21 protein-coding genes and 1 pseudogene are annotated in these 23,479 nt (G+C 71.3%); 16 read left to right on the plus strand and 6 right to left on the minus strand.

The window, feature by feature from the left end:
• The first annotated feature begins 79 nt into the window (after positions 1-79).
• The 4 genes from OG370_RS00820 (at position 80) to OG370_RS00835 (ending at position 2,202) form a co-directional block, all read left to right on the plus strand.
• A complete protein-coding gene (locus OG370_RS00820) occupies positions 80-229 on the plus strand; it encodes a hypothetical protein (protein WP_328459487.1) in 150 nt (49 codons plus the stop codon).
• A gap of 712 nt (positions 230-941) precedes the next feature.
• Positions 942-1,355 (plus strand): hypothetical protein, encoded by a 414-nt coding sequence (locus OG370_RS00825; protein WP_328459489.1) that lies wholly within the window; start codon positions 942-944, stop codon positions 1,353-1,355.
• A gap of 39 nt (positions 1,356-1,394) precedes the next feature.
• Positions 1,395-1,904, plus strand: coding sequence for a DUF6907 domain-containing protein (locus OG370_RS00830; RefSeq protein ID WP_328459491.1), 510 nt, complete (start codon positions 1,395-1,397; stop codon positions 1,902-1,904).
• The gene (locus OG370_RS00835; protein ID WP_328459493.1) at positions 1,846-2,202 is read left to right on the plus strand and encodes a MazG-like family protein; all 357 of its coding nucleotides are present in this window, start codon (positions 1,846-1,848) and stop codon (positions 2,200-2,202) included. The genes OG370_RS00830 and OG370_RS00835 overlap by 59 nt, the downstream gene beginning before the upstream one ends.
• Positions 2,203-2,246: 44 nt before the next feature.
• On the opposite strand, the gene OG370_RS00840 is transcribed toward OG370_RS00835, so the two are convergent.
• Entirely contained in the window at positions 2,247-2,780 is a 534-nt protein-coding gene (locus OG370_RS00840) for a GNAT family N-acetyltransferase (RefSeq protein ID WP_328459495.1), read from the minus strand.
• 78 nt (positions 2,781-2,858) lie between these two features.
• Between OG370_RS00840 and OG370_RS00845 the strand changes: the two genes are divergently transcribed.
• Positions 2,859-3,371 carry an NAD-dependent epimerase/dehydratase family protein gene (locus OG370_RS00845; protein WP_328459497.1) on the plus strand — a complete coding sequence of 171 codons (513 nt, stop codon included), beginning with the start codon at positions 2,859-2,861 and terminating at the stop codon, positions 3,369-3,371.
• A 141-nt stretch (positions 3,372-3,512) separates the two neighbouring features.
• Positions 3,513-4,208 (plus strand): HAD family hydrolase, encoded by a 696-nt coding sequence (locus tag OG370_RS00850; RefSeq protein WP_328459499.1) that lies wholly within the window; start codon positions 3,513-3,515, stop codon positions 4,206-4,208.
• A gap of 323 nt (positions 4,209-4,531) precedes the next feature.
• Here OG370_RS00850 and OG370_RS00855 read toward each other — a convergent pair whose 3' ends face one another.
• Positions 4,532-5,443 carry a TetR/AcrR family transcriptional regulator C-terminal domain-containing protein gene (locus tag OG370_RS00855; protein WP_328459501.1) on the minus strand — a complete coding sequence of 304 codons (912 nt, stop codon included), beginning with the start codon at positions 5,441-5,443 and terminating at the stop codon, positions 4,532-4,534.
• A gap of 115 nt (positions 5,444-5,558) precedes the next feature.
• Between OG370_RS00855 and OG370_RS00860 the strand changes: the two genes are divergently transcribed.
• Positions 5,559-7,121 (plus strand): MFS transporter, encoded by a 1,563-nt coding sequence (locus OG370_RS00860; RefSeq protein WP_328459503.1) that lies wholly within the window; start codon positions 5,559-5,561, stop codon positions 7,119-7,121.
• A 712-nt stretch (positions 7,122-7,833) separates the two neighbouring features.
• Here OG370_RS00860 and OG370_RS00865 read toward each other — a convergent pair.
• Positions 7,834-8,931: an alpha/beta hydrolase family protein gene (locus tag OG370_RS00865; protein WP_328459505.1), complete on the minus strand. Its 1,098-nt coding sequence runs from the start codon at positions 8,929-8,931 to the stop codon at positions 7,834-7,836.
• A gap of 499 nt (positions 8,932-9,430) precedes the next feature.
• Between OG370_RS00865 and OG370_RS00870 the strand changes: the two genes are divergently transcribed.
• From OG370_RS00870 to OG370_RS00900, 7 genes are all read left to right on the plus strand, one after another.
• Positions 9,431-10,369 (plus strand): carbohydrate ABC transporter permease, encoded by a 939-nt coding sequence (locus OG370_RS00870; RefSeq protein ID WP_328459507.1) that lies wholly within the window; start codon positions 9,431-9,433, stop codon positions 10,367-10,369.
• Positions 10,370-10,372: 3 nt separating this feature from the next.
• The gene (locus OG370_RS00875; protein ID WP_328459509.1) at positions 10,373-11,317 is read left to right on the plus strand and encodes a carbohydrate ABC transporter permease; all 945 of its coding nucleotides are present in this window, start codon (positions 10,373-10,375) and stop codon (positions 11,315-11,317) included.
• Between the two features lie 97 nt (positions 11,318-11,414).
• The gene (locus OG370_RS00880; protein ID WP_328459511.1) at positions 11,415-12,758 is read left to right on the plus strand and encodes an ABC transporter substrate-binding protein; all 1,344 of its coding nucleotides are present in this window, start codon (positions 11,415-11,417) and stop codon (positions 12,756-12,758) included.
• Positions 12,759-13,140: 382 nt separating this feature from the next.
• On the plus strand, positions 13,141-14,136 hold the full coding sequence (locus OG370_RS00885; RefSeq protein WP_328473697.1) for a LacI family DNA-binding transcriptional regulator: 996 nt from the start codon (positions 13,141-13,143) through the stop codon (positions 14,134-14,136).
• 281 nt (positions 14,137-14,417) lie between these two features.
• Positions 14,418-16,187, plus strand: coding sequence for a glycoside hydrolase family 35 protein (locus tag OG370_RS00890; protein WP_328459513.1), 1,770 nt, complete (start codon positions 14,418-14,420; stop codon positions 16,185-16,187).
• Between the two features lie 109 nt (positions 16,188-16,296).
• On the plus strand, positions 16,297-17,007 hold the full coding sequence (locus OG370_RS00895) for a hypothetical protein (RefSeq protein WP_328459515.1): 711 nt from the start codon (positions 16,297-16,299) through the stop codon (positions 17,005-17,007).
• Entirely contained in the window at positions 17,004-18,317 is a 1,314-nt protein-coding gene (locus tag OG370_RS00900) for a nucleotidyl transferase AbiEii/AbiGii toxin family protein (protein ID WP_328459517.1), read from the plus strand. The genes OG370_RS00895 and OG370_RS00900 overlap by 4 nt, the downstream gene beginning before the upstream one ends.
• A gap of 462 nt (positions 18,318-18,779) precedes the next feature.
• On the opposite strand, the gene OG370_RS00905 is transcribed toward OG370_RS00900, so the two are convergent.
• Positions 18,780-19,703 (minus strand): ArsR/SmtB family transcription factor, encoded by a 924-nt coding sequence (locus OG370_RS00905; RefSeq protein WP_328459519.1) that lies wholly within the window; start codon positions 19,701-19,703, stop codon positions 18,780-18,782.
• Between the two features lie 312 nt (positions 19,704-20,015).
• Here OG370_RS00905 and OG370_RS00910 point away from each other — a divergent pair, with 312 nt between their 5' ends.
• Positions 20,016-20,432: a hypothetical protein gene (locus tag OG370_RS00910; RefSeq protein WP_328459521.1), complete on the plus strand. Its 417-nt coding sequence runs from the start codon at positions 20,016-20,018 to the stop codon at positions 20,430-20,432.
• A gap of 138 nt (positions 20,433-20,570) precedes the next feature.
• Here the strand turns inward: OG370_RS00910 and OG370_RS00915 are convergent.
• Both OG370_RS00915 and OG370_RS00920 read right to left on the minus strand, forming a co-directional pair.
• Positions 20,571-21,151 (minus strand): annotated as a pseudogene (locus OG370_RS00915) (class I SAM-dependent methyltransferase).
• Positions 21,152-21,213: 62 nt separating this feature from the next.
• The gene (locus tag OG370_RS00920; protein ID WP_328459523.1) at positions 21,214-21,951 is read right to left on the minus strand and encodes a hypothetical protein; all 738 of its coding nucleotides are present in this window, start codon (positions 21,949-21,951) and stop codon (positions 21,214-21,216) included.
• A gap of 453 nt (positions 21,952-22,404) precedes the next feature.
• On the opposite strand from OG370_RS00920, the gene OG370_RS00925 reads away from it, so the two are divergent.
• A complete protein-coding gene (locus tag OG370_RS00925; RefSeq protein ID WP_328459525.1) occupies positions 22,405-23,427 on the plus strand; it encodes a lactonase family protein in 1,023 nt (340 codons plus the stop codon).
• The last annotated feature ends 52 nt before the right edge of the window (positions 23,428-23,479 follow it).

Here is a 23,479-nt window from a genome sequence, read left to right on the forward strand (position 1 = left end):
CATGGCAACATTACCGCGACCGCTCAAACAGCCGAGGACCTTCCATGGATGGGCGCTGCGGTCTCACGTGCAGGGTCAGGTGATTGTCGAGCACGCGGACAGCGGCACGACCACCAGCGTGGCGAACTCGGTGTACGAGCCGGGGACGGCGCCTCCGGGAACGGTCGTACGGATGAACGTCGTCCGGGCGGGCAAGAAGTGCGTGGCCCTTGCCGAGGCCGGTTCGTGATCGAGACACGGCACTGCATTTACCACCACGGCGATGTCTCGGCCCGGTCTGCGGAGCAGGTGGACGCCACCGCCGCGATCACCGGACCGGGTTCACCCCTCTACGCCTGTCTCGAATGCATCCGGTCCCTGGGCCTCGTACCCATCAAGCGCTCAGCGCCCGGGGTCCACCCGAGCGTCACCTCGGCCCGCGCCGAGCCTCTCCGACGCCAACCGGGGACCCAGCAGGTCAGGTCGAGCACACTGAGTGGAGCGCACGGCGTGGAGCGTCTGATCGTCACCAGCCTCGGCGTCCTGTCCGAAGCCGAGCGAGGCGATCACTGTGGATGACTCCCGTGTGGTGGTACAGCCAAGTCACGTCAAGGATACGGAACCGAGCGTCGAGATTCCTCAACGCGAGGTTCGCGGTCCGCACCGGCGCATAGTCCGGGACTGGGGACCGGTGCTCCTGGCGGGCTGGACCGGGATCGTCTTCGTGATCGCGTTGTCGGTGCTGTGCGGTCTGGAGATCGGTCTCGTCATCGCCGGGAACGCGTACCGCCCTTGATCGAACGGCCCCCTTGGCCGCCCGCTCCGGTCGCGCCAGGTCCTGGCAAGCCGCGTCTTCCCACCCCCGGACGGGGTTGGACCCACTGGTCTGGTCGCCGAGGCCGGAGCGGGCCCCTTCATCACGGGCACGCACACAAGAGAAACGCTTGAGACGAGAGGAGTTGGTGGACGTGCCCGTCAAACGCGCGCAGCGGTTCATCTGCGGCCGGCGCACCCTGGTCCCGGCCGCGCTGGGCCACACCGTGCTGGAGCTTGCCAATGCTGGCAATGGCTACGTCTACACCAGGGACGACGTGAGCATCAGCTTGGTCTGCACGATCGAAGCTCATCCCGCGAGCCGGATTCACCACGGGGCGGTGCTCAACCTGCGCGGGCGGGAGGCGGGGACGCTGTGGGCTCAGTGGCGAGACCGCAGCGACCCGACCACCGTGGTCGAGAAGGCTGACTGCTCGGCCGGCCGCGAAGCGGACAACTCGTGCAGTGAGTTCAAGGGCCACCCGGGCGGCCACAGCTGGGAGTTGGACGACCCACCCCGGATCGCGGCCGAATTCCCCCTCCCCCGCCGGCCGGCGCCGTAAGCACTGGTCCGCGTTTCGATCCGACCGACAAGGACGTGAATGACCAGCTCAGCTCTTCCTGTTCCTGCCGTGGGCCCAGCCGAGACCTGCGGCGGCCCTGGGGCGCGATGGACGATCACCACGACGACCGGGCTCAAGGTCACCGGCTACCTGCCGGCGTGGGCAGCCGAGGACCCCAGTGAGGCCGGAGTGCTCGTCGAACAGCTCGGGGCCCGGCTGAGCGACATCAGCCACCACGCCGCGTTCCGTGATCAGTTCATCGACGCTGACGACGGGCGCGGTCAGCAGATACTTTCCGGCAGCATCGATTGCAACCCGTATGCCGAAGATCCCGAGCCCCGCGTTCCGACGGCCGCCGTCAACGTCACGTCGGTGTGCCGCGTCGGGGATCTCGACCCGGACGGACTCGCGAAGTTCTCCGCTCAGCTTCGTGCTGCTCGGGAGTGGCCAAGGCCCACCACAGCCGGCGCCTCCCGCACCGGGGGCGACCTTGGCGTGCCTGGTCGCAGCCGCTTGGACGACGATCGACCGGCTCGGGCGGTGGCTTGACGAGAAGGACAACGCGACGCCGGAGACTGCGCGGCTGCTGCGGCTCTCGGAGGAGGTCGGCGAGGTCGCGCAGGCGGCGATGGGCGCCACGGCGGCCAACCCCCGAAAGAGCGGTTCGCACACGTGGGAGGACGTCCAGCACGAGCTGTGCGACGTCGTTCTCAGCAGCAGGGCGGCCCTGGCCACGCTCACCCCGGACGCGGGCAAGGTGTTTCAGGAGCGGCTGGGCATCCTCGCCCAGCGGTCACTGTCCCAGCTGGATACGGCGGGGCACGGTCTGCACCCCGACTCCTGGTAGCCGCTGCTGCGGGCGGGTGGGGCGGCGGTTCCGGATCTGGCCCGCTACCGGGACGGTTCCTCTCCGTCCGCCACGGACTTTTCCAGGAGCGTGAACGACTTGGGCGTACCACCCGGTTGCGGCTTTCCCTCCTTGCGTCCGACAACCCGATATCCGGCATCGAGGTAATACGCGTTCAGCGGTGCGTTGTCGGCCAGGCAGTCCAGACGTACCAGCGGTCGGCCCGCCTCGGCCACGCGGCGCTCCGCGACTCGCAGAAGCCGCCGTCCCGTACCGGGCGGGACACTGCCGCGGTCCACCATCAGCCGGTGCACATAGCCGGCCGTCGACGGCTGCGGCCCCCATGCCTCCTCGTCCTGCCACCACAACTCCCAGGCCCCGACGGCACGCCCGGCGGCTTCCGCGAGCCATACCTCCCCGTTCTCCATGATCCGGCGGAAGTGATCCACGCCCAGCTCGCCGGGCCGCCACTGACCGGTGACGCCTTGGGCGAGCATCCAGTGGGCGGCGTCGTCGCGTAGGCGCACGACAGAGGCAAGGTCGGCGTCGGTGGCGAGGCGGAAGCGGAGGGTGTTCACGTCTCGATCTTCGCACGCGCGTTCCCGCGCGGATACGCGGTCCGCGGGTCGGTCAGGTCACCGTCCCGGGCCGCCGAGGTGCGCGCTGCGATGGCAGGGGCAGGCGCAGACGACACGTTGCTGGAGATCCGGCAGCTCGATCTGCTGTCGGACGGGGGATGGGCGGTCGCGACCGCGGGCTGCCGGTTCGTACTGCACGTTGCCTCCCCCTTCGTCACAACGAAACCGAAGGACCCGGAGGACCTGATCCGCCCCGCCGTTCAGGGCACGACGCGGGCGATCGACGCGGCACTCGATGCAGACGTGGTGCGCGTGGTCGTCACCTCGGCTCTGGCGACGGTGCAGTTCGCCCCGGCGCGCAGAGATCACGTCTTCACGGCATCCGACTGGACCCCACCGGACCGCCGCGGGCTCGGTGCCTACAGAGTTTCGAAGGGACGGGCCGAGCGCGCGGCCTGGGACATCGCCGACCGACGCGGCGCGCGCGACCGGCTCGCCGTCATCAACCCGGGCGCGGTGATTGGGCCCCTCTCTCCGACGACCCGGGAACCTCGGTCACGGCGATCCAGCAGATCATGGCCGGCCAGGTGACGACCTCGCACCGCTCCCAGGACGCCTTCGAGCCTGTTCTTGATCCCGGGAGCGGCCTCGTGGTCTTGACGCTCGACAGTGAACTGTCGCCAGGGTCCTGATCTTGACGCTCGACGGTGTGCTGCGGCTAGGGTCGCGATCATGACGATCAAGGGTGTGTTGTTCGACGCGTCCGGGACCCTGCTGCGGATCGAGTCAGCGCGGAGCTGGCTGCGCGGGGTGCTCGACGACCGTGGCATCGATGCCTCTGACGAGGAGGTACGCCGGTACGGGGAGCGGCTCGACGCCGTGGGGGCCGTACCCGGTGGCACGCCGCCACGGGTGGTGCCGGATCGGTTGGCCGCGGTGTGGCAGGCGCGCGACAGCAGCGAGGAGGCGCACCGTGCGGCGTTCACCGGTCTGGCGCGGCAGGCGGAGCTGCCCTGGGAGGGCCTGTACGACGCGCTGTACGAGCGGACGTTCCAGCCCGCCGCGTGGCGGCTCTACCCGGACGCCCTCGACGTGCTGCGCGGACTGCGCGAGCGGGGTGTGCGGATCGCGGTCGTGAGCAACGTCGGCTGGGACTGGCGGCCGGTTTTCGACGCGCTCGGCCTCACGCCGTACATCGACGCCAACATATTCTCGTACGAGGTGGGGATGGACAAACCCGATCCACGGATCTTCCGGCTCGCCTGCGACCAGTTGGGCGTCAACCCCGCCGAAGCACTGATGGTCGGTGACGAGCGGCAGAAGGACGGCGGGGCCGAGGCGGTCGGGTGCCGCTACCTGCCGGTGGAGCACCTTCCGGTAGAGAGCCGACCGGACGGGCTGCAGGCTGTGCTCGGGATGGTGGCGTGACGCTGCCGCTCCGTTCGTCAGCTTCGGCAATGGCCGGGTTCTGACCGAAGAGGCCATCCGGATGCGTTCGCGATGCGGTGTGGTGGGCGGCTACGACCGCGGCCTTTGGGCTCTTGGCCCAGGTTGCCGATCAGCCGACGGACCTGGCGGGCTGTGCGGCGAGTGCTGTGCTGGAGATCGTCGTGGGCGAAGCCGCTGATCGACTGCGGCGCGCTTCTCATGAGGATGACGGCCGCCCGAGTGAGGGGGCGGCAGAGGCCCGCCCTCGTCCACCTCGCCGACTACCAAGCACGACCGAGCACACGGCCGCCCGAGTTCGAGGTTCAGCAGTCTCCGGATCGCACGATCAGCGCTTCGACTCCGTCCAGCATGCGTGCGAGTCCGAACTCGAAGAGCGTGTCGAGTTCGAGGTCGAACTCCTCCTGGTCGAAGAGGGTGGACAAGGTCGGGTAGGACCCGGCGGTCTGGATCGTCTCCATCCGCGGCTCGTTGGAGGCCATCCACTCCTCGGGCGTCATGCCGGTCTCCTGCCACGCCTGCGACTCCAACTCGACGGCGGCCGCCACGCCCTGGGCATAGCCGATGAGAGCGAGGTGGACGTGGATGATCTGGGTCGGCGTCAATCCCAAGCCCTTCAGGGCGCTGAGGACCCGCTCGATGTAGCGCATCGCGTGGGGGGAGGCCGTCGGCCTGGTGAGAGCCGACATGGCTCGCGCCAGCCAGGGGTGGCGCCGGTACCGCCCCCACAACCACCGTGCCTCCCGCTCCAGTTGCGCTCGCCAGCCGGGTGGTCGCGGACCCGGCGGCTCTCCGTCGAGCACCGACTCCGACATCAGCCGGACGAGTTCGCCCTTGCTCGGGACATGGCGGTACAGCGCCATCGTGGACACGCCGAAGTCGGTGGCGATTCGGCGCATGGACAGTGCGGTGAGCCCCTCGACATCGGCGAGAGCGATCGCGGCGTGGATGATGCGATCTCGGGTGAGTCCGTGGTGGGGCGTCGAGGGCCGTTCTCGTCCCGGCTCGGCCACCACCGTGCCGACGCCGGGCACGGCCCGCACCAGCCCCTCCTGGTTCAGGGTGGCGAGCGCCTTCGTCGCGGTCGCCATGGCGACGCCCCATTCCCGGGTGAGGTGCCGGGTGGAGGGGACGCGGTCACCGGGCGCGAGCTCGCCAGAGGCGATACGTCGACGGATGTCACCGGCGATGCGGAGATAGGGCGGTTCCATGGCCATGACTGCACTGTACTAGTGCACTTGCGAGTAGTTCAGGCTGGTCAAGACGGCAGAGTACGGGGTGTACTAGGCCCCTGCTTGCGGTGTACGCCTTGTGCTCGGTTCCCTGCCGTTCATGGAGAACACACCCGGCCCCCGCGCGGGGCGCAAGGAATGGACCGCCCTCGGCGTCCTGATGCTGCCCCTGGCACTCGTCTCGATGGACGTCTCCGTCCTGTACTTCGCGATCCCCTCCATCAGTCAGGACCTGGAGCCCAGCGCCACGCAGCAGTTGTGGATTCTCGACATGTACGGCTTCGTCCTCGCCGGGCTGCTCATCCCGATGGGTGCGTTCGGCGACCGGATCGGCCGACGCAGACTGGTGCTCATGGGCGCGGTCCTCTTCGGAGCGGCCTCGGCTGCCGCCGCGTACGCGCACACGGCCGAACTGCTCATCGCCGTACGGGCGCTGCTGGGTCTCGGCGGCGCTGCCTTGATGCCCTCGACGCTCGGCCTGATCCGCAACCTCTTCCTCGACGACAGGCAGCGCGGCAAGGCGGTGACCTTGTGGACCGCCGTCATGACGACGGGCATCTCACTGGGGCCCGTGGTCAGCGGCCTGCTGCTGGAGCACTTCTGGTGGGGCGCGGTCTTCCTGATCAACGTGCCCGCGATGGCGCTGCTCCTCGTGCTGGTGCCGTTCCTGGTGCCCGAGTACAAGTCGGCGAAGCGCGAGCGCGTGGACCTGCTGAGCGCGGTGCTGTCGCTCGGCGCGGTGCTCCTGGTCATCTACGGAGTCAAGGAGTGGGCGCGGAACGGGTACGAGCCGCTGCCCGCTCTCGCCATCGGCGTGGGGCTCGTGCTCGGGATCGTCTTCGTACGCCGGCAGAAGCGCCTCGCGCATCCGATGGTCGACCTCGGGCTGCTCGGCCGGCGAGCCTTCGGCGGCCCGGTGCTCGCCAATCTCCTCGCGATGTTCGCCACGGTCGGGATGGCTGTCTTCCTCACCCAGTATCTGCAGTCCGTCCTCGAGTTGAGCCCGTTCGACGCCGCGCTGTGGACCCTGGTGCCGTCCGCCGGGGTTGCCGTCGCGGCCCCGGCCGGGGCCGCGCTCGCCCAGCGTGTCGACCGCGCGTACGTCATGGGCGGCAGCTTCCTCCTGTCCGCCTGCGGGTTCCTCTGGATCGCCCAGGTACGAACCGACTCGGCACTCTGGTTCGTCCTCGCCGGCGCCTCCCTCTACGCGGGCGGCCTGGTCGCCGCCATGACCCTCGCCAACGAACTCGCCCTGGGCGCGGCCCCACCGGAACGTGCGGGATCAGCCGCGGCAGTGCTGCAGTCGGGCCAGGAGCTCGGCGGGGCGTTGGGGATGGCGATCCTCGGCTCCATCGGGGCAGCGGCCTACAGCCGCGACATGGCCGGCGCGCTGCCCCCCGGAGTACCCCAGGCCGCAGCCGCCCGCGAAACGCTGGGCGGAGCCACGGCCGCCGCGACCAGGTTGCCGAACGGGACCGCGGATGCCGTACTGACGGCCGCTCGGGGCGCGTTCACGCACGGGATGAGCATCGCGGGGGTCGGTGCGGCCGTCGTCATGGCCGGTGCCGGACTCCTCTCGTTCACCTGGCTGAGGGGCGCAGGCAGGACGAGTCGCCCGACGGCACAGTCCGCCGACCCGCGGCCCACGACGCTCGCGCGGTAGGGCACCGCACGCCGTGCGCGGCGGTGAGCGATGCTCGCGGACCCGTACGTCCCGCACGCGGCGTTCGTCCTCGACCGTGCGGATATCCCCCAGCCCGACCCAACCGGGGGTCAGGGGGTCGCAGGTTCGCATCCTGTCGTCCCGACAGACGGGGAAGCCCGCGGGCGGAGCACATCGCTCCAGCCCAGCGGGCTTCGTCGCGTCCAGGAGCACTTCGGCGCGCGATCCGCGGACGCCGCCGGGGCTCCGGCTTCGGGACTGCTTCGGGAGCAGCAGCGTGCTGAAGTGGACCCTCGGGTCACTTCATCCGCTCACGTCGACGATCGTCCCCCTGCCCCCTGCCCCCTGTCGGGCGTGGCCGGGGCAGCAGCCCTGACCACGCGGCCGTCCGGGAGGGGGCCGCCGACCACCCGCCCCTGACCGCCGACCGATGCCCTGACCCGCACCGCGCTCCCCCGCGACGGACTGGTCGGCGTCAAAGGTTTCTTCGGCAGCCACGCCGGCCGCGACACCGGCGAGGTCCGCCTGGACGGACACGTCCACGAACGGACCACCTGCGCCCCGCCGACCTGCCCTGGCCGCGTCAGGCCACCGACGGCGCCTACGCGCGGACCTCGGTGACGGGCTCCGGAAGTCCTCGTTCCGCCTCGCCGATCGATCGGGAGGTCGGTGCGCCGGTGCGCCCCGCGAGCGCGCGGCACGTCGACCCGGCTCAGTGCAGTCGGCCGAACCAGCGGACGATGGCGGCCGTGCCTGCGACATTGGAGCCCAGGTGCCGCGACCCCTCGTAGTCCGGGCTGCCGAGATCGACGACTGGTGCGTGCGCGCCGTGTGATCGCAAGGCGGCCTCGCAATGACCGGTGTTGGCATTGGCCGCCTGCTCGTCCGCGCCGGCGTCGTACAGGCGGACCGGGACGCGGGGTTTCCAGTCGCACGTGTTGTCGGCCACCCGCAGCGCTGCGGCCAGCCGGCCGGTCGGGTGGCGCAGCATGTCGAGGCCGTGGGGGGTGAGCAGCGGGCCGAGGGTGTCGGGTGTGCCGGCGAGAAGCTGCTGCCCGGTGTGCGCACCGTCGAACAGTGCCTCGATGGTGGTGTCGTACGGAGCTTGGAAGACCTCGTCCGGTGAGTCGTACAGGTGGTGCAGCCGATTCCACGCGACGAGAAGATACGCGGTGTACAAGACGCTGGATTTCGCGTCGAGGGAGCCGGCGAGCAGGGCCGGCAGTTCGGCGTGCTGGAAGTCGTACGCGCCGCTGATCGGGGCGACGGCTTCGAGCCGGAACCATCGATCGCCACCGGCTTGGAGGGTCCGCGCGAGTGCCATGGCCGCCGATGCTCCCTGGGAGAACCCGGTGACCAGCACGTCGTGTCCAAGAACCCGGCCGGTGCGTGGCACGAAGGCGCGGGCTGCCCGCAGCATGTCCAACGAGGCGGTCGTCTCGGAGGGCACGTCCATCCAGGGGTGGGGTCCGGGACCGGCGCCGAGGCCGAGGTAGTCCGGGGCGACAGCGGCAAACCCGGCGGACGCGTAGGTGACGGCGGGCGCGGACGCGAACCCGACCGCGGTCAGGGAGGACGGTGCATCGGCCCGGTAGCTGGCCGTGCCGTGGGCGAACGAGACGGTCCGCAACGCGTGTTCGCGGCTACGGGGGAGCACCAGCAGGCCGCTGGCGGTGGTGGGCCGACCCTCGGGGTCCACGGTGCGATACACGAGCTGGTAGGCCTCCACCCCGAACCGGATCGTGCCCGTGTCGAATCCGGCAGCGGCCACTGCCGCGGCGACGTCCTGCTTCGTCGCCAGTGTGCTCACCTGCCGAGCGGACACCAACTGTCCGCGATCGCTCGGGGCCGTCCCAGCCGCCGACGCGGTACCGGACGTCAGCGTGGCGGCGGCTGACACCAGCCCGAGCAGGACTGCCACGGCCCTGACCTGACGGAACGCGGAGCGCGAACTGCCTTTCGAATCAACGGATTTCATGGCGCAGACGCTAGTGACGACCACTCTCGCCCACTGCCCGGCCAGCAGGTGTGTCCGTCCTGGGGCCAGCCCCACCACGCCACCAAGGTCCAGCCTCGTGCCGACCCCCGAAGGATTTCCGGAGCCGACCACCAAGAGGTCGTCCCCACCGGTGATCACGTTCCGTCCACAACCACGACTCAGACCTTGACGTCGCCGACCTGCGATGCCAGCATCACGGTAATCCAATGTTTACGTAAACAGGAGCGGTTCCGCACCGCCCATGGTTGCGTAAACATTCCCTCGCCGCGAGCCCGCGGCGAGGTTGTGACGCCGAGCGAAGGGATGAGCCATGGCGGTCCTCTCGCCCCCATCGGCCGCGGGTCGGCCCGCCACCGGGCGGGGGCGCGGCGGCAGGGGGCGCGTCGGTAGGCGGCGACTGGCCGGGTGGGGCTTCGTCGCCCCGTTCCTGGCGGTCTTCGTCCTCGTGTTCCTGGCCCCGATCGTCTACTCGATCCATCTGAGCCTGTTCCGGGACCAGTTGATCGGCGGCAACCACTTCGTCGGCCTCGACAACTACCGGCAGGCGTTCCAGGACCACGAGTTCTGGTCCGGCCTCGGCCGCGTCGGGCTCTTCCTGGTGGTCCAGGTGCCGATCATGCTCGGCATCGCCCTGCTGGTCGCCCTGGCGCTGGACAGCGGGCGGCTGTACGGGCGCGACTTCTTCCGGATCTCGATCTTCCTGCCGTACGCGGTGCCCGCGGTGGTCGCCACCTTGATGTGGGGCTTCATGTACGGCAAGCAGTTCGGCCTGGTCGCGAGCGTCAACGAGCACCTGCACACGTCGATCCCCGACCCGCTCGCCCCCGGCTGGGTGCTGGCGAGCATCGGCAACATCGTCACCTGGGAGTTCGTCGGCTACAACATGCTGATCTTCTACGCCGCGCTGCGGGTCGTCCCGGAGTCGCTGTACGAGGCGGCCGAGATCGACGGCGCCGGCCAGTGGCGGGTCATCCGGTCGATCAAGATCCCGGCGATCCGCGGCGCGCTGGTCATCGCCACGATCTTCTCGGTCATCGGCAGCTTCCAGCTGTTCAACGAGCCGAGCATCCTCAAGAGCCTCGCGCCCAACGCCATCACCACGTACTTCACCCCGAACCTGTACACCTTCTCGCTGTCCTTCTCCGGCCAGCAGCACAACTACGCCGCGACGGTCGCGATCGTCATGGGAGTCGTCACGATGATCGTCGCCTACGTCGTCCAACTGCGCGGCATGCGAAAGGAGGCGTGAGCGATGGCCGCCGACACCGCCACGGCGGGCACCGGGCCCGCGCCCCGGACCAGGACCCGCCCGCTGCCGCGCACGTCCCGCTCCGCCCGTCGCCACACCCCCGGCAGACCGCGGCGCAGCGTGCTGCTGACCGTGCTGACCTCGATCGTCGTGCTGTACTCCCTGGTGCCGCTGGCCTGGCTGGTCATCAACGCGTGCAAGACCCAGCCGAAGCTGCTCGACTCCTTCGGCCTGTGGTTCAGCGGCCGCTTCGCGCTGTGGGACAACATCAGGGAGACGCTGACCTACAACGACCACATCTTCGTCCGGTGGCTGCTCAACACCCTGCTGTACGTGGTGCTCGGGGCCGGCGGCGCGACGTTCCTGGCGGTGCTCGGCGGCTACGGGCTGGCGAAGTTCGACTTCGCCGGCCGGCGGGCGGTCTTCGCCGTGGTGATCGGCGCGGTCGCGGTGCCGAGCGCGGCGCTGGCGGTGCCGACGTTCCTGATGTTCAGCAAGATGGGGCTGACCAACACCCCCTGGGCGGTGATCATCCCGTCGCTGATCTCGCCCTTCGGCCTCTACCTGATGTGGGTGTTCGCCGCCGAGGCGATCCCCGACGAGCTGCTGGAGGCCGCCCGGATGGACGGCTCCGGCGAGTTGCGCACCTTCTTCCGGATCAGCCTGCCGCTGCTGGCTCCCGGCATCGTCACGGTGCTGCTCTTCACCACGGTCGCGACCTGGAACAACTACTTCCTGCCGCTGATCATGATCAAGAACCCGGACTGGTACCCGCTGACCATCGGCCTGAACTCCTGGAACGCGCAGGCGGCCACGGCCGGCGGCCAGCCGGTGTTCAACCTGGTCATCACCGGGTCGCTGCTGACCATCGTCCCGCTCATCGCGGCCTTCCTGCTGCTCCAGCGCTACTGGCAGTCCGGGCTGGCCGCCGGAAGCGTGAAGGAGTGACCGCCGGCGCTGTCCACAACCGCAGCGCTCTCCCTGTTTTCCCCTGACTCCCCCCGCTTCCCTGTTCGGGGACATCACGCACAACGGAGTGAAAGAGATGACGAACACAGCACTTCGCCGCTGGGCGCCCGCGGTCGCGCTCCTCGCCGCCGGCGCACTGGGGCTCACCGCATGCGGCTCCTCCGGTGGCTCCGGGTCGAAGAGCGGCGACACCGGCGCGGGCGCCGTCACGTCCGCGCTGGCCAAGGGCGGCTCGATCACGGTGTGGGCCTGGGAGCCCACCCTCAAGCAGGTGGTCACCGACTTCCAGGCCAAGTACCCCAAGGTGCACGTCAAGCTGGTCAACGCCGGCACCGGCAACACCCAGTACACCGCGCTGCAGAACGCCGTCCAGGCGGGCAAGGGCGTGCCCGACGTCGCGCAGATCGAGTACTACGCGCTCAGCCAGTTCGCGCTCGGCAAGTCCGTGACCGACCTGAGCGCGTACGGCGCCAAGGACCTGGCCAAGGACTACTCCCCCGGCCCGTGGAACTCGGTGAACATCGACGGCGGCGTCTACGGCCTGCCGATGGACTCCGGGCCGATGGCGCTGTTCTACAACAAGAAGGTCTTCGACAAGTACAAGCTGCCGGTCCCCACCACCTGGGACCAGTACCTCGACGACGCCCGCAAGCTCCACAAGGCCGACCCGAAGGCGTACATCACCAGCGACACCGGTGACGCGGGCATGGCCACCAGCCTGATCTGGCAGGCCGGCGGCAAGCCGTACAAGGTCGACGGCACCAAGGTCTCGGTCGACTTCGGCGCGGACGCGGGCACTGCGGCCTACACCAAGGTGTGGCAGCAGCTGGTCTCCGAGCACCTGCTGTCGCCGGTCTCCGGCTGGAGCGACCAGTGGTACAAGGGCCTGGCCGACGGCACCATCGCCACGCTGGCGACGGGCGCGTGGATGCCCGCCAACTTCAGCTCGGGGGTGGCCTCGGCGTCCGGTGACTGGCGGGCGGCGCCGCTGCCGCAGTGGCAGGCCGGGCAGCACGCCAGCGCCGAGAACGGCGGCAGCTCCCTCGCCGTCACCAAGGCCAGCAGCAAGAAGGCCCTCGCGTACGCGTTCCTGCAGTACGCGAACCGGGGCGCCGGCGTGCAGGCCCGGATCAAGGGCGGCGCGTTCCCCGCGACCACCGCGGACCTGGACTCGCAGGCGTTCCTCGACACGAAGTTCCCGTACTTCGGCGGGCAGCAGGCCAACAAGATCTTCTCGCAGTCGGCCAAGGACGTGGTGCCCGGCTGGTCGTACCTGCCCTACCAGGTCTACGCGAACTCGATCTTCAACGACACCGTCGGCAAGGCGTACGTCTCCTCCACCACGCTGACCTCCGGGCTCAGCGCGTGGCAGGACCAGTCCGTCTCCTACGGCAAGCAGCAGGGCTTCAGCGTCAACTGACGCTTCGACAGGAATGCGGCAGGAATTCGGCAGGAGGGCGAGTGGCGGGGTCCGGTGGTTCCACGGCCCCGTCGCTCTCCCCCCTTCGCGCCCGACACGTCGGGCGGCCGATGCCCGGCGGGTCCGTGCGCGTGGCCCGTATGATTGCGCGATCACACAGCGCCGCCCCCGGCCGCTCGCCGGACCGGGCCGGGCGCGCGAGGACGACGACCAGCACGGCCGCCCGCGCACGGCGGCCGCGGCAGCGAGGTGTACGACCGCGGTGAGCGACAGCACAAAGGCCGGGCGGGGCAAGCGCGTCGCCCGCGATCAGTCCCGGGCGAAGGCCGCCTCCCGTACCGAGCCGGCCGCGGAGGGGGCCCGGCGCAAGCGCGGCGCCTCCATGGGCGACGTGGCGAAACTCGCCGGGGTGTCGGCGCAGACGGTCTCCCGGGTCTCGAACGGCTTCCCGGGCGTGGTGGACTCCACCCGGCAGCAGGTGCTCGCGGCCATGAAGGAGCTCGGCTACCGGCCGAACAGCGCGGCGCGCGCGCTCAAGCGCGGTGAGTTCCGCACGCTGGGCGTCATCCTGTTCAACATGTCGACCACCGGCAACATGCGCACCCTGGAGGCGGTCGCGACGTCGGCCGCCGAGGAGGGCTACGCCACCACGCTGCTGCCGGTGACCGTGCCGACGCAGGACGAGGTGCGCGGGGCGTTCACCCGGCTGGGCGAGCTGGCGGTCGACGGCATCGTGATCATCATGGAGGTGCACCTGCTGGACTCGGCGACCGTGGCGTTGCCGCCCCACGCGCAGGTGGTCGTCGTGGACTCCAACGCCGGCGACCGCTACAGCGTGGTCGACACCGACCAGGCGGGCGGCGCCGAGGCCGCGGTGCGGCATCTGCTCGACCTCGGGCACTCCACGGTGTGGCATGTGGCCGGGCCCGAGGAGTCGTTCGCGGCGGAGCGCCGCGTCGGCGCCTGGCGCGCGGTGCTGGGCGCGGCGGGCCGGGCCGAGCCGGAGGTCCTGCGGGGCGACTGGTCGGCGGAGTCGGGGTACCGGGCCGGTCTGCGGCTGGCGGCGGACCCGGAGTGCACCGCGGTGTTCGTGGCCAACGACCAGATGGCGCTGGGCGTGCTGCGGGCGCTGCACGAGGCGGGCCGCCGGGTGCCGGAGGACGTCAGCGTCGTCGGGTTCGACGACATCGCGGAGGCCGCGTCGTACATGCCCCCGCTGACCACGGTCCACCAGGACTTCGCCGAGGTCGGCCGCCGCTGCGTGGCGACGGTGCTGCGGCAGATCCGCGACGACGAGGCGGCGCGCGGCACCGACCTGGTGCCGACCCGGCTGGTCCCGCGCGGCAGCACCGCGCCGCCGCCCGCCGGCGCGCGCTGAGCGGACCCCGTCCAACGCCCGACCCGCTCCCCCGTCGGCGCTTCACCTACGCCCCCCGCCGACTCCCGGCCCGCGCCGTACCCGCGCCTGCCCGCGGCCGAGCCGGCGCCTGCCAACACCCGCGCCGCCGCACGCCCTTGGGCTGCCGCGCACCCGCCCTCCGGCCGGAGCCTTGACACGGCACTCCGCGCTGGTCAGACTCGCATCAGGTCGATGGTTACGCAAACATCGATCATGCGTGCACCGATGTTCGAACCACCAAGGCGGAGGACCTGGACCCCATGCCCGTACTGCGGATCGACCGGGAAGGGTTCCGTCTCGACGGCGAACCCTTCCGCATCATCTCCGGGGCCCTGCACTACTTCCGCGTGCATCCCGGCCAGTGGCGGGACCGCCTGCGCAAGGCCCGGCTGCTCGGCCTCAACACCGTGGACACGTACGTGCCGTGGAACCTCCACGAGCCACGGCCGGGCGAGTTCCGGGCCGACGGCGGCCTGGACCTGGAGCGCTTCCTCGAACTGGCCCGCGACGAGGGCCTGTACGTCCTGCTGCGCCCCGGCCCGTACATCTGCGGCGAGTGGGAGGGCGGCGGGCTGCCCGCCTGGCTGCTGGCCGACCCGGACATCCGGCTGCGCAGCGCCGACCCGCGCTTCCTCGGCGCGGTCGAGCGCTTCCTCGGCGAGCTGATGCCGCGGGTGGCGCCGTACCTGGGCAGCCGGGGCGGGCCGGTGCTCGCGGTGCAGGTGGAGAACGAGTTCGGCGCGTACGGCGACGACCAGCCGTATCTGCTGCGGCTGGCGGAGATCCTGCGCGAACAGGGCGTGGACGTCCCGCTGTTCACCTGCGACCAGCCGGGCGACCTGGCCCGCGGCTCGCTGCCGGGGGTGCTGGCGACCGCGAACTTCGGCAGCCGGGTCGCGGAGAACCTCGACCGGTTGCGCGCGCACCAGCCCGAAGGGCCGCTGATGTGCACGGAGTTCTGGAACGGCTGGTTCGACCGCTGGGGCGGGCTGCACGCCGCCAGGCCGGCGGAGAGCGCCGCCGCGGACCTGGACCGGCTGCTGGCGGCCGGCGCGAGCGTCAACCTGTACATGTTCCACGGCGGGACCAACTTCGGCTTCACCAACGGCGCCAACGACAAGCACACCTACCGGCCGACCCTCACCTCCTACGACTACGACGCGCCGCTGGACGAGGCCGGCGATCCGACGCCGAAGTACGCGGCCTTCCGCGAGGTCATCGCCCGCTACGCGCCGGTCCCCGACGCGCCGTTGCCCGAGCCCTCCAAGAAGCTCAGCCAGCTCGGCGTCCGACTCCCGCAGCGCGCACCGCTGTTCAACCGGCTGCTGGCCCTGGGCACCTCGGTCGCCGGCGACCGTCCGCTGACCATGGAGGAGCTGGCCGCCGGACACGGCGCGGGCGACGGCCTCGGATTCGTGCTCTACCAGGCGCGGTTGGACGCGCCAGGCCCGGTCCTGCTGCACGTGCCGGCCGTACGCGACCGCGCCCAGGTCTTCCTCGACGGCCAGCCGGTCGGCGTCCTGGAACGCGAGAGCCACGAGCACTCCCTGGCGTTCACCGTGCCCGACGGCGGCGCCGAACTGTCGCTGCTGGTCGAGAACCAGGGCCGGGTCAACTACGGGCAGGCGGTCCACGACCGCAAGGGTCTGCTCGGGCCCGTCACCGCCAACGGCGCGCCGATCACCGGCTGGTCCAGCCGGTCGCTGCCGCTGGACGACCTGTCCGGGCTGGACTTCGCGGACGCCGGACCGCGCCCGGCCGTCGGACCGGCCTTCCACCGCGGCGAGTTCGACCTGGCCGAGCCCGCCGACACCTACCTCGAACTGGACGGCTGGACCAAGGGCTGCGCCTGGGTGAACGGCTTCGCCCTCGGCCGCTACTGGTCCCGCGGCCCGCAGCGCCGCCTCTACGTCCCCGGGACCGCGCTGCGCCGGGGCCGCAACGAGATCGTGGTGCTCGAACTCCACGCGGCGCTCCGCGACGTGGTGGACCTGCGCGACACGCCGGACCTGGGACCGACCGAGGAGTGAGCCCGTCCGCGGGGCCCGGGGCCGGCGGCGCTGCCGCGCTGTCCCCCGGTGTTCCGCCCGGCCGCAAAGTCGTTTCCCTCCGCGCGGGGCGGCTTGAAATCATGCGGTCATGACGGATGGCGGGTTCGAGGCGCACCTCACGGTGCGCGGCGCGGACGACCCCGCTTCGGCCGCCCGGCTGGAGCGGTGGTCGGCCGTGCGCGGCTGGAAGTTCACGCACATCGTGCTGGCCCGTGGCCGTACGCCCTCGCAGCCGATGCTCACGCTGCGCGGCCGCGGCCCGTACGAGGAGCAACTGCGCGTCTGCCGCCAGGCGTCGGAGGCGCTGCGCGGGGCAGGGTTCCCGCCGGTGCGGGTGAAGATCGAGGTCGCGCCGTGGGAGCCGGTGGTGCCGCGCTCCGACGCACAGGCGCGGCTGCTGAACGGCCCCGGCGGCACGGGCGGCTCAGACGACTCGGGACGCCATGCCGGCCGCTACTTCGAGCACCACCTGAAGGTGCTGCTCGACCCGATCGGCCCGGGCGCCGCCGCCACTCTCGACGCGCTCACCGCGGCCGCCGTCGCCCACGACGCGCACGTGTCGTGGAACGCGCGCCGCACCCATGGCGGCACCGGCCGGCAGGAGCGCTTCGTCACCCAACGCTGCCACGGCGTCGGCCTGCCGACCGCCCGGGCACGACTGGCGGCTCTCACCCGCGCGGTGCGGGAGCTGTCGGTGGAGATCGCCGAGACGGAGGAGGAGTTCGTGGTCTACGACAGCAACGCCGCGATCGACGACGGATGGATCATCGCGGCACGGGACCAGGAGGCACGGCGATGACCGACGCGTGGGAGTCCCTGGGCATACGCGAGACCGAGATGGCGCGCGGGCGCCCGACCGAGGCCGCGCGCGACCGGCTCGACCTGCCGCTCACCCTCCACCTGGTCGACGACGAGCGCGCGGTCCAGCGGCCCGTCTTCGACCCGGCGCTCAAACACCACGTCAGCGCCTACCGGGCGGGTGACCCGGAGTTCACCGAGCCGGCCGCCCGGGAGGCGTGGCTGGCGGCCCGCCGCACCGCAATGAACCTCGTGCTGACCGCGATCGCCGCCTCGCCATGGCGTGATCACCTCGTGCTGCGCGGCAGCGTGCTGCTCTCCCAGTGGTTCGGCGAGGCCGCGCGTGAGCCCGGTGACCTGGACTTCGTCGTCACGCCCGCGCAGTGGCGGATCGAGGAGGAGCGCACCGGCGCGATGCTGCACGGCATCGCGCAGGCGGCCGAGCACGCGGCCCGGCAGGCCGTCGGCCGGGCCGCCGCTCCCGCCGCCGCGCCGCACACGATCCGCTTCGATGCCGGCGACGCGGTGAGCGAGGACATCTGGACCTACGACCGGGTCCCCGGCCGGCGGCTGGTCCTGCCGTGGACCAGCGGCACCACTCCCGGCGGCATCGTCCAACTCGACTTCGTCTTCAACGAGTCGCTGCCGATACCGCCGCAGGAGGTGTCCGTCGCCGGCGCCCGCCTGCTCGGGGCGACCCCCGAACTCTCCCTCGCCTGGAAGCTCGTGTGGATCGTCGACGACATGTACCCGCAGGGCAAGGACCTGTACGACGCCGTGCTCCTCGCCGAGCACTGCACGGTCGACTACGAGACCCTCGCCGCCGTGTTCATCGCGGCGGACCCCACCAACGCCGCCCACCCGTTGCAGCCCGACATCACCGGCGAACTGCCGGCCACCTACGAGTGGCGGCACTTCGCCGCCGAGTATCCCCATCTCGCGGACCAGCCAGCCGAGTTGGCGCGCCGGTTGCGCACCGCCATGGCGCCCACCTTCCGCACCGCCTCCGGCGACCCGCGCTCCCTGCGACGCCGGTGGTCGGCGGACTGGCTCGCCGCCTTCCGTGCCGACCACGCCACCGGCGGCCTGCCCGCCCTGCTCACCGGCCTCGCGGCGCGAGGGGTCACGGCGGTCCTGGCCGCGGCCGTGACCCGTGAACTCCTCGGCCCCGACGACTGCGACCCCGCCACCGCGCTGGCCCACGTCCTGGAGCACCCGGCCTGGTCCGGCCTCGCCACGCACCACCTCAATCGACCCACCTACATGAGTCGGCTGGTCGAGGTGGTCGCGAGCACCGACTTCGGCGCCTGACACATCTGGCTGTCCGCCGGCCCGACCCGATCCCTTTCTACGGCCGGCTGGGTGCGACGAACCCCGTTGTCGCGCCCCGGCGGGTTGGGCCGAGCGCGGCCCGGGATCGCGGGGGGCTTCGCCGTCTCCTGCACCCTCGGCTCCGGTCAGTTCTGCACCCGGCCCGGCGTCGTCTTCGTGCCCGCCGCCGACGCCTTCGTGAGCGCTGTCCCGGCCGCCACGGCCGGGCCCGACCCGGCGGCGCGGGCCGTCCTCGCCGCCCCTCCCTCGTCACCACCGAGGTCTTCGGCCCCCGCCGCCCTCGTCGTCGGCTACCAGCACCTGGACGAGGTCGCCGAGGCACTCGACGCCGACGCCCTGCGCGTCATGGAGTTGATTCCGAACACGTCGGCCGGGTCATCCGGAACGACTGGCCTGCCGGAGTCACCGCCGGCGACGCCCAGTGTCATAGCTGCTTCGCGCTCACGCGCTCCCGTGCACGAGGAGGTCCAGGCCCAGGGGCGTGCACCAGTGCCACATGGATTTGCCGTCGCGCTGGGAGACGATCAGTCCGGCCTCGCGGAGGGTCTTGGCCTGCATGGAGGCGGCTGCCGGGCTGACGGCGAGCCCTCGGGCGAGGTCGGTGGTGGTCTGCTGGCGCACCAGCAGGCGCAGGGCCTCGGCCCGGGTGGCGCCGACGAGGGCGGTGAGCGGGTCGTGGGAGGTCGCGGGGTCTCGCAGCGGCAGGGGGGTGACGGCCGGGTGGATCAGGAGGAGCCGTCCGTCAGGCTGGAGTCCTGCCAGGAGGTGCTCGGGCCAGAACAGGGACGGCTGCAAGATGATCCCGTGCCCGTGCAAGGTGATGTCGAGGTCGCGGGGAAAGGGTGCTTCCAGGGTCATGCCGTGCCAGCGGATGGACGGGGCCAGGCCGGTCAAGGCGGCGTGCAGGCCCTGCTGGGCGATGATGCGGGCGCGCCAGGCGGTTTCGGCGTGGAAGCCGGCTTGGATACGGGGCCATGCTTCGGCGATGACACTTGTGTGGGCGGTACGGACGGCCCGCCCGAGGATCTGCCAGGCATCCCGGTCGTTGTCGGCGAGGCGGCGCACCCAGGGGGTCGGGCGGCGGTCGATCGCGCACATTCGACGCAGCTCCGCGCGAGCCTGGGCGCGAGGCGTGGACAGGACCTGGTCCAAGCCTTCTTCGAGGTCGTGACTGGGCGGGTCCAGGAACAGCGGCCCGGCGCCCAGTGGGGAAACCAGCTGCAAGATCAGCCATGCCGACCGCGGCAGGGTGCGGGTCGTGCGCTGCCGCCACAGGCTGAACACCGGGTGCAGACCACGATGTTGCAGCATCCCGAAAGCCTGGCTGAGTTCCACCAGCGGCGCCGGACGGTCGGCGACCGTCACCCTGAGCAGATCCTCCGACGTGCAGTGCACACGCAGCACAACAGCCCCCCGGCCGATGCCCGAACTATTCAGCGCTCGCTGAAAGCATCGCAGCGCCTCCGCCGGAACGGGAGGGTGTTACCCGCCAACCGGCAACCGACCCGCACCACTGTGATGAACGGCCGCAAATCCGCCCCGGTCCCGAAGGACCCAGCATTCGTGTTGGCGTCACCGTGGCTCCGAGGCAAAACGGTGTGATCCACAGCATCATCCGCGGTCTCCGCTCTGATCAGTACGTCCGGGTGCGGAAACACGCCCTTAGGAGCGAAGACCATGACCATACGCAAGCCGGCCACTGTGGCCGCAGTGGCGACGGCGCTCATCAGCAGCTACGTGGCTTTGTCACCTGCGGCTCACGCCGCAGCTCACCAGTCACCCTCCGCGGCCGCGTCGTGCTACGGCAGCGCCCACTCCTACTCGAAGCCCGCGGGGAGCGAGTGGTATCCCCCGCTGAACTCGCCCAACCTGAAGACGACGAGCGCCTGCTCGGACATCAACATCAAGTCCGACACGAACCGCTACATCTCGGTGTGCTTCGTCCCCAGTTCCGCCCCGGCATACTGCCAGTCGTCCTACACTCTCGTGACCGCCGGCCAATGGAAGGCGATCGCCACCGACGTGGCGAGCGGCACCGTGTTCTACTTCGATTTCCGCTCGACCGCGCTGTCCAACGGGTATTGGGCGGCCTGACCGCACCGTGGTCACGTGGGCTGACGGGCTGACGGGCTGACAGGCTGACGGACTGCGGTGCGGGCGGTTGGGGCTCGGGGCATGTTCCCCGGGTCCCGGCCGCCCGCGGTCCGGCAATCGAGCGACGGTTCTTCGCCCCTACCTCGGATCCGGGAGGCGGTGGACGGAGACGCGGCAGGGTGACTCGGCGGTGAAGGGGGCACCGGACCGGTCCGCGTGCCTGGTCTCCAACTCGAACCCGGCGAGCTGGGCCATCAGGTCGAGTTCGGCCGGCCAGATGTACCGGTGCGGGCTGCGGAAGAGGGCGGCCTGCCGGGTGTCGTCGCACCGGAAGTAGTGCGAGACGACGCGCTGCCGCTGCTGGGAGAGCAGGTTGGAGATCGTGTCGAAGACGAGGTGGACGAGGGTGAACTCCCCCCGGCACGACGGTGGTCGCCATGTCGCCCATGACGACGGGGATCGTCGTCTCCTCCGCCTTCGTGCGCAGCTGCCGCACCATCGGCACGGACAGCTCGACACCTGTGACGGGGGACTCCCCGCTCGGCGAGCGGGACCGCCACCCGGCCGGTACCGACGGCGAACTCGACCGCCGCTCCCTGCCCCGCGAGTTCCGCGCGTCGGTCCACGGTCGGCCCCACGACCTCGGGGGCGAACATGCCGGACCCGGGCGTGTCGTAGCCCCGGGCGGTCTCGGCGTCCCAGATGTCCTCCTGCTGCATGCCCCTACGCTGCTCCCCCGCCCGGACGGTGTCCGGCGAACATCCGCCTCCGGCGCCGGACCTCACCGGTGCCGCACCCACACGTTCGGCTCGACCAACTCGCCCCGGTCCGCGGGGTGGTCGATCACCAGCGGGGCGAGGGCGCCCGGGATCACGTAGGGACCGGAGGCCGGCAGCGGGAAGCCTGCCCACTTCTCCCACTCGGCGACCGAACCGGCCATCGTCATGGACCGCTCCGCGACGCCCAGCATGCGGGCGCCCATCCGCAGGTGGGTCCGCAGCCACGGGTCCGAGGGGGCACCGTCGGGACGGGTCCAGCGCATGAACTCGGCCATCGCGGTCAGGGGGTAACGCGCCTTCGAGGTCGGCCGCACCGGGGCGATCGCCCGTGCCAGACCGGCCCGTTCGCCGGCGGAGGCGAGCCGGCCGAGCACGTCGGCGGCCAGGCCGCGCCCCTGCAGGTCGCCGCGGACCTGAGCCGCGGCGATCACCAGGGTGTCGGCCCGGCCGCCCGCCTCCCGTAGCGCCACCGCCCGCGCCAGCGCGTCGTCGTAGCCGCCGGGCAGGTCGCCGACCGAGCCGTCCCAGCGCAACGGAACGCCCCACCCGCCGGCCGCGATCCGGTCCTCGTCGTCGACCAGCAGGAGGTTCAGGTCCCCGAACCAGCGCCGGACCCGGTCCATCTGCCGGTCGGCGAGGGAGTCGTGGAAGATGAACTCCGGCCAGCCCGCGCTGAAGACCTCGTCGGCCTGTCCGTGCAGATCGGGCCGGTCGTCGAAGGCAAAGGTCCGCAGTTCCACAGGGGCGGAGCCTACGCCGGGCTGCTCCGCCGCGCGCCCGGATTTTCGACGGTGCCCCCGGCCGGAGGGGCCGTTCGGCTGGGTCGCTTACGCCAACGGCGGGGGGGGGGGCGGCCGCGTCGGTCACGGTCGCGGTCCGCCCCTTGCCCGACTCTGGCGGCGGGCTGCATCCACCCGGGCCGTGGCCGTGGAGCCCGTCCCGCACACCCGTCTCTGCCCGAACTCCGCCCGAACTCTGCCCGAACTCTGCCCGAACTCTGCCCGAACTCTGCCCGAACTCTGCCCGAACTCTGCCCGAACTCTGCCCGAAGGGGAACGATGAAGCGCTTGCCCACGTTCGCTCAGGTTGCCAGGACCGCCGTCGCTGTGGCGGGCTCCCTGACCGTGTGTGCTCTCCCCGCCGCTTCGGCGGCGGCGTCACCCACCCCGCGTCCTATCGGATCCCAAGGTCCGGTGTTCGTCCAGACGGACAACACCGCGGGCAACGAGATCGTCGCCTACCGGCGCGCCGCCGACGGCTCCCTCCACCGGCAGGGCACCTTCGCCACCGGCGGCAAGGGCGGCATGCTCGACGGTTCGGTCGTCGACCACCTCGCCTCCCAGGGCTCCCTCGCCTACGACTGCGCGCACCACCTGCTCCTGGCGGTCAACGCGGGCAGCGACACCGTCACCGTCTTCTCGGTCGACGGCGACAGGCTCCACCGCGAACAGGTCGTCACGTCCGGCGGAAACTTCCCGGTCAGCGTCACCGTCCGCGGTGACCGGGTCTACGTCCTCAACGCGCGCGAGGGCGGTTCCCTCCAGGGCTACCGGATCACCGGCGGCAACCGGCTGGAGCGCGTCGCGGGGTGGCACCGGAAGCTCGGCCTCGACACCACCACGGCACCGGAGTTCACCCACACCCCCGGCCAGGTGTCCTTCACCCCGGACGGTTCCCGCCTGGTCGTCACCACGAAGGCGGGCGGCAGCAGTATCGACGTCTTCGGAGTGCGCCCCTCCGGAGCCCTGACCGCCCGGCCCGTCGTCACCGAGGCGAGCGGGTCGGTGCCCTTCGGGTTCACCTTCGACGACCGGGGCCGTCTGGTCGTCACCGACGCCGGCACCAACGCCGTGCTGACCTTCGCGATCCGCCGGGACGGCAGCGCCGTCCGGCTCGACAGCGCGTCCACCGGCCAGATGGCCACCTGCTGGGTGGTCCGGGCCGGCGACCGCTTCTACGCCTCCAACGCCGGCAGCAACACGCTCTCCGGGTTTCGGCAGACCCGCCGGGCGACCCTCGAATCCCTCGGGAACACCGCGACCGGCGACGGCACCGTCGATTCCGCCGTGACCCCCGACCAGCACTTCCTCTACGTCCAGACCGGCGCCACCGGCGGTGTCGACGCCTTCCGGATCGCGCCGGACGGGGCCCTCATCTCGGTCGGCCGCGTGACGGTCCCCCGAGCCGTCGGCGGCGAGGGAATCGTCGCGCTCTGATGTGCTCCGACGTGCTCCGGCGTACTCCCGGAACGGCCGGCCCTCGCAGATC

This window comes from Streptomyces sp. NBC_00448, assembly GCF_036014115.1.
GTDB lineage: Bacteria > Actinomycetota > Actinomycetes > Streptomycetales > Streptomycetaceae > Actinacidiphila.

What these genes read in the sequence shown, in the direction of transcription:
- OG370_RS00830 (WP_328459491.1), top strand. Translation starts at nt 1,395, where the DNA reads ATGACCAGCTCAGCTCTTCCTGTTCCTGCCGTGGGCCCAGCCGAGACC.
- OG370_RS00850 (WP_328459499.1), top strand. Translation starts at nt 3,513, where the DNA reads ATGACGATCAAGGGTGTGTTGTTCGACGCGTCCGGGACCCTGCTGCGG.
- OG370_RS00855 (WP_328459501.1), bottom strand. Translation starts at nt 5,443, where the DNA reads ATGGCCATGGAACCGCCCTATCTCCGCATCGCCGGTGACATCCGTCGA.
- OG370_RS00860 (WP_328459503.1), top strand. Translation starts at nt 5,559, where the DNA reads ATGGAGAACACACCCGGCCCCCGCGCGGGGCGCAAGGAATGGACCGCC.
- OG370_RS00870 (WP_328459507.1), top strand. Translation starts at nt 9,431, where the DNA reads ATGGCGGTCCTCTCGCCCCCATCGGCCGCGGGTCGGCCCGCCACCGGG.
- OG370_RS00875 (WP_328459509.1), top strand. Translation starts at nt 10,373, where the DNA reads ATGGCCGCCGACACCGCCACGGCGGGCACCGGGCCCGCGCCCCGGACC.
- OG370_RS00880 (WP_328459511.1), top strand. Translation starts at nt 11,415, where the DNA reads ATGACGAACACAGCACTTCGCCGCTGGGCGCCCGCGGTCGCGCTCCTC.
- OG370_RS00885 (WP_328473697.1), top strand. Translation starts at nt 13,141, where the DNA reads ATGGGCGACGTGGCGAAACTCGCCGGGGTGTCGGCGCAGACGGTCTCC.
- OG370_RS00890 (WP_328459513.1), top strand. Translation starts at nt 14,418, where the DNA reads ATGCCCGTACTGCGGATCGACCGGGAAGGGTTCCGTCTCGACGGCGAA.
- OG370_RS00895 (WP_328459515.1), top strand. Translation starts at nt 16,297, where the DNA reads ATGACGGATGGCGGGTTCGAGGCGCACCTCACGGTGCGCGGCGCGGAC.
- OG370_RS00900 (WP_328459517.1), top strand. Translation starts at nt 17,004, where the DNA reads ATGACCGACGCGTGGGAGTCCCTGGGCATACGCGAGACCGAGATGGCG.
- OG370_RS00910 (WP_328459521.1), top strand. Translation starts at nt 20,016, where the DNA reads ATGACCATACGCAAGCCGGCCACTGTGGCCGCAGTGGCGACGGCGCTC.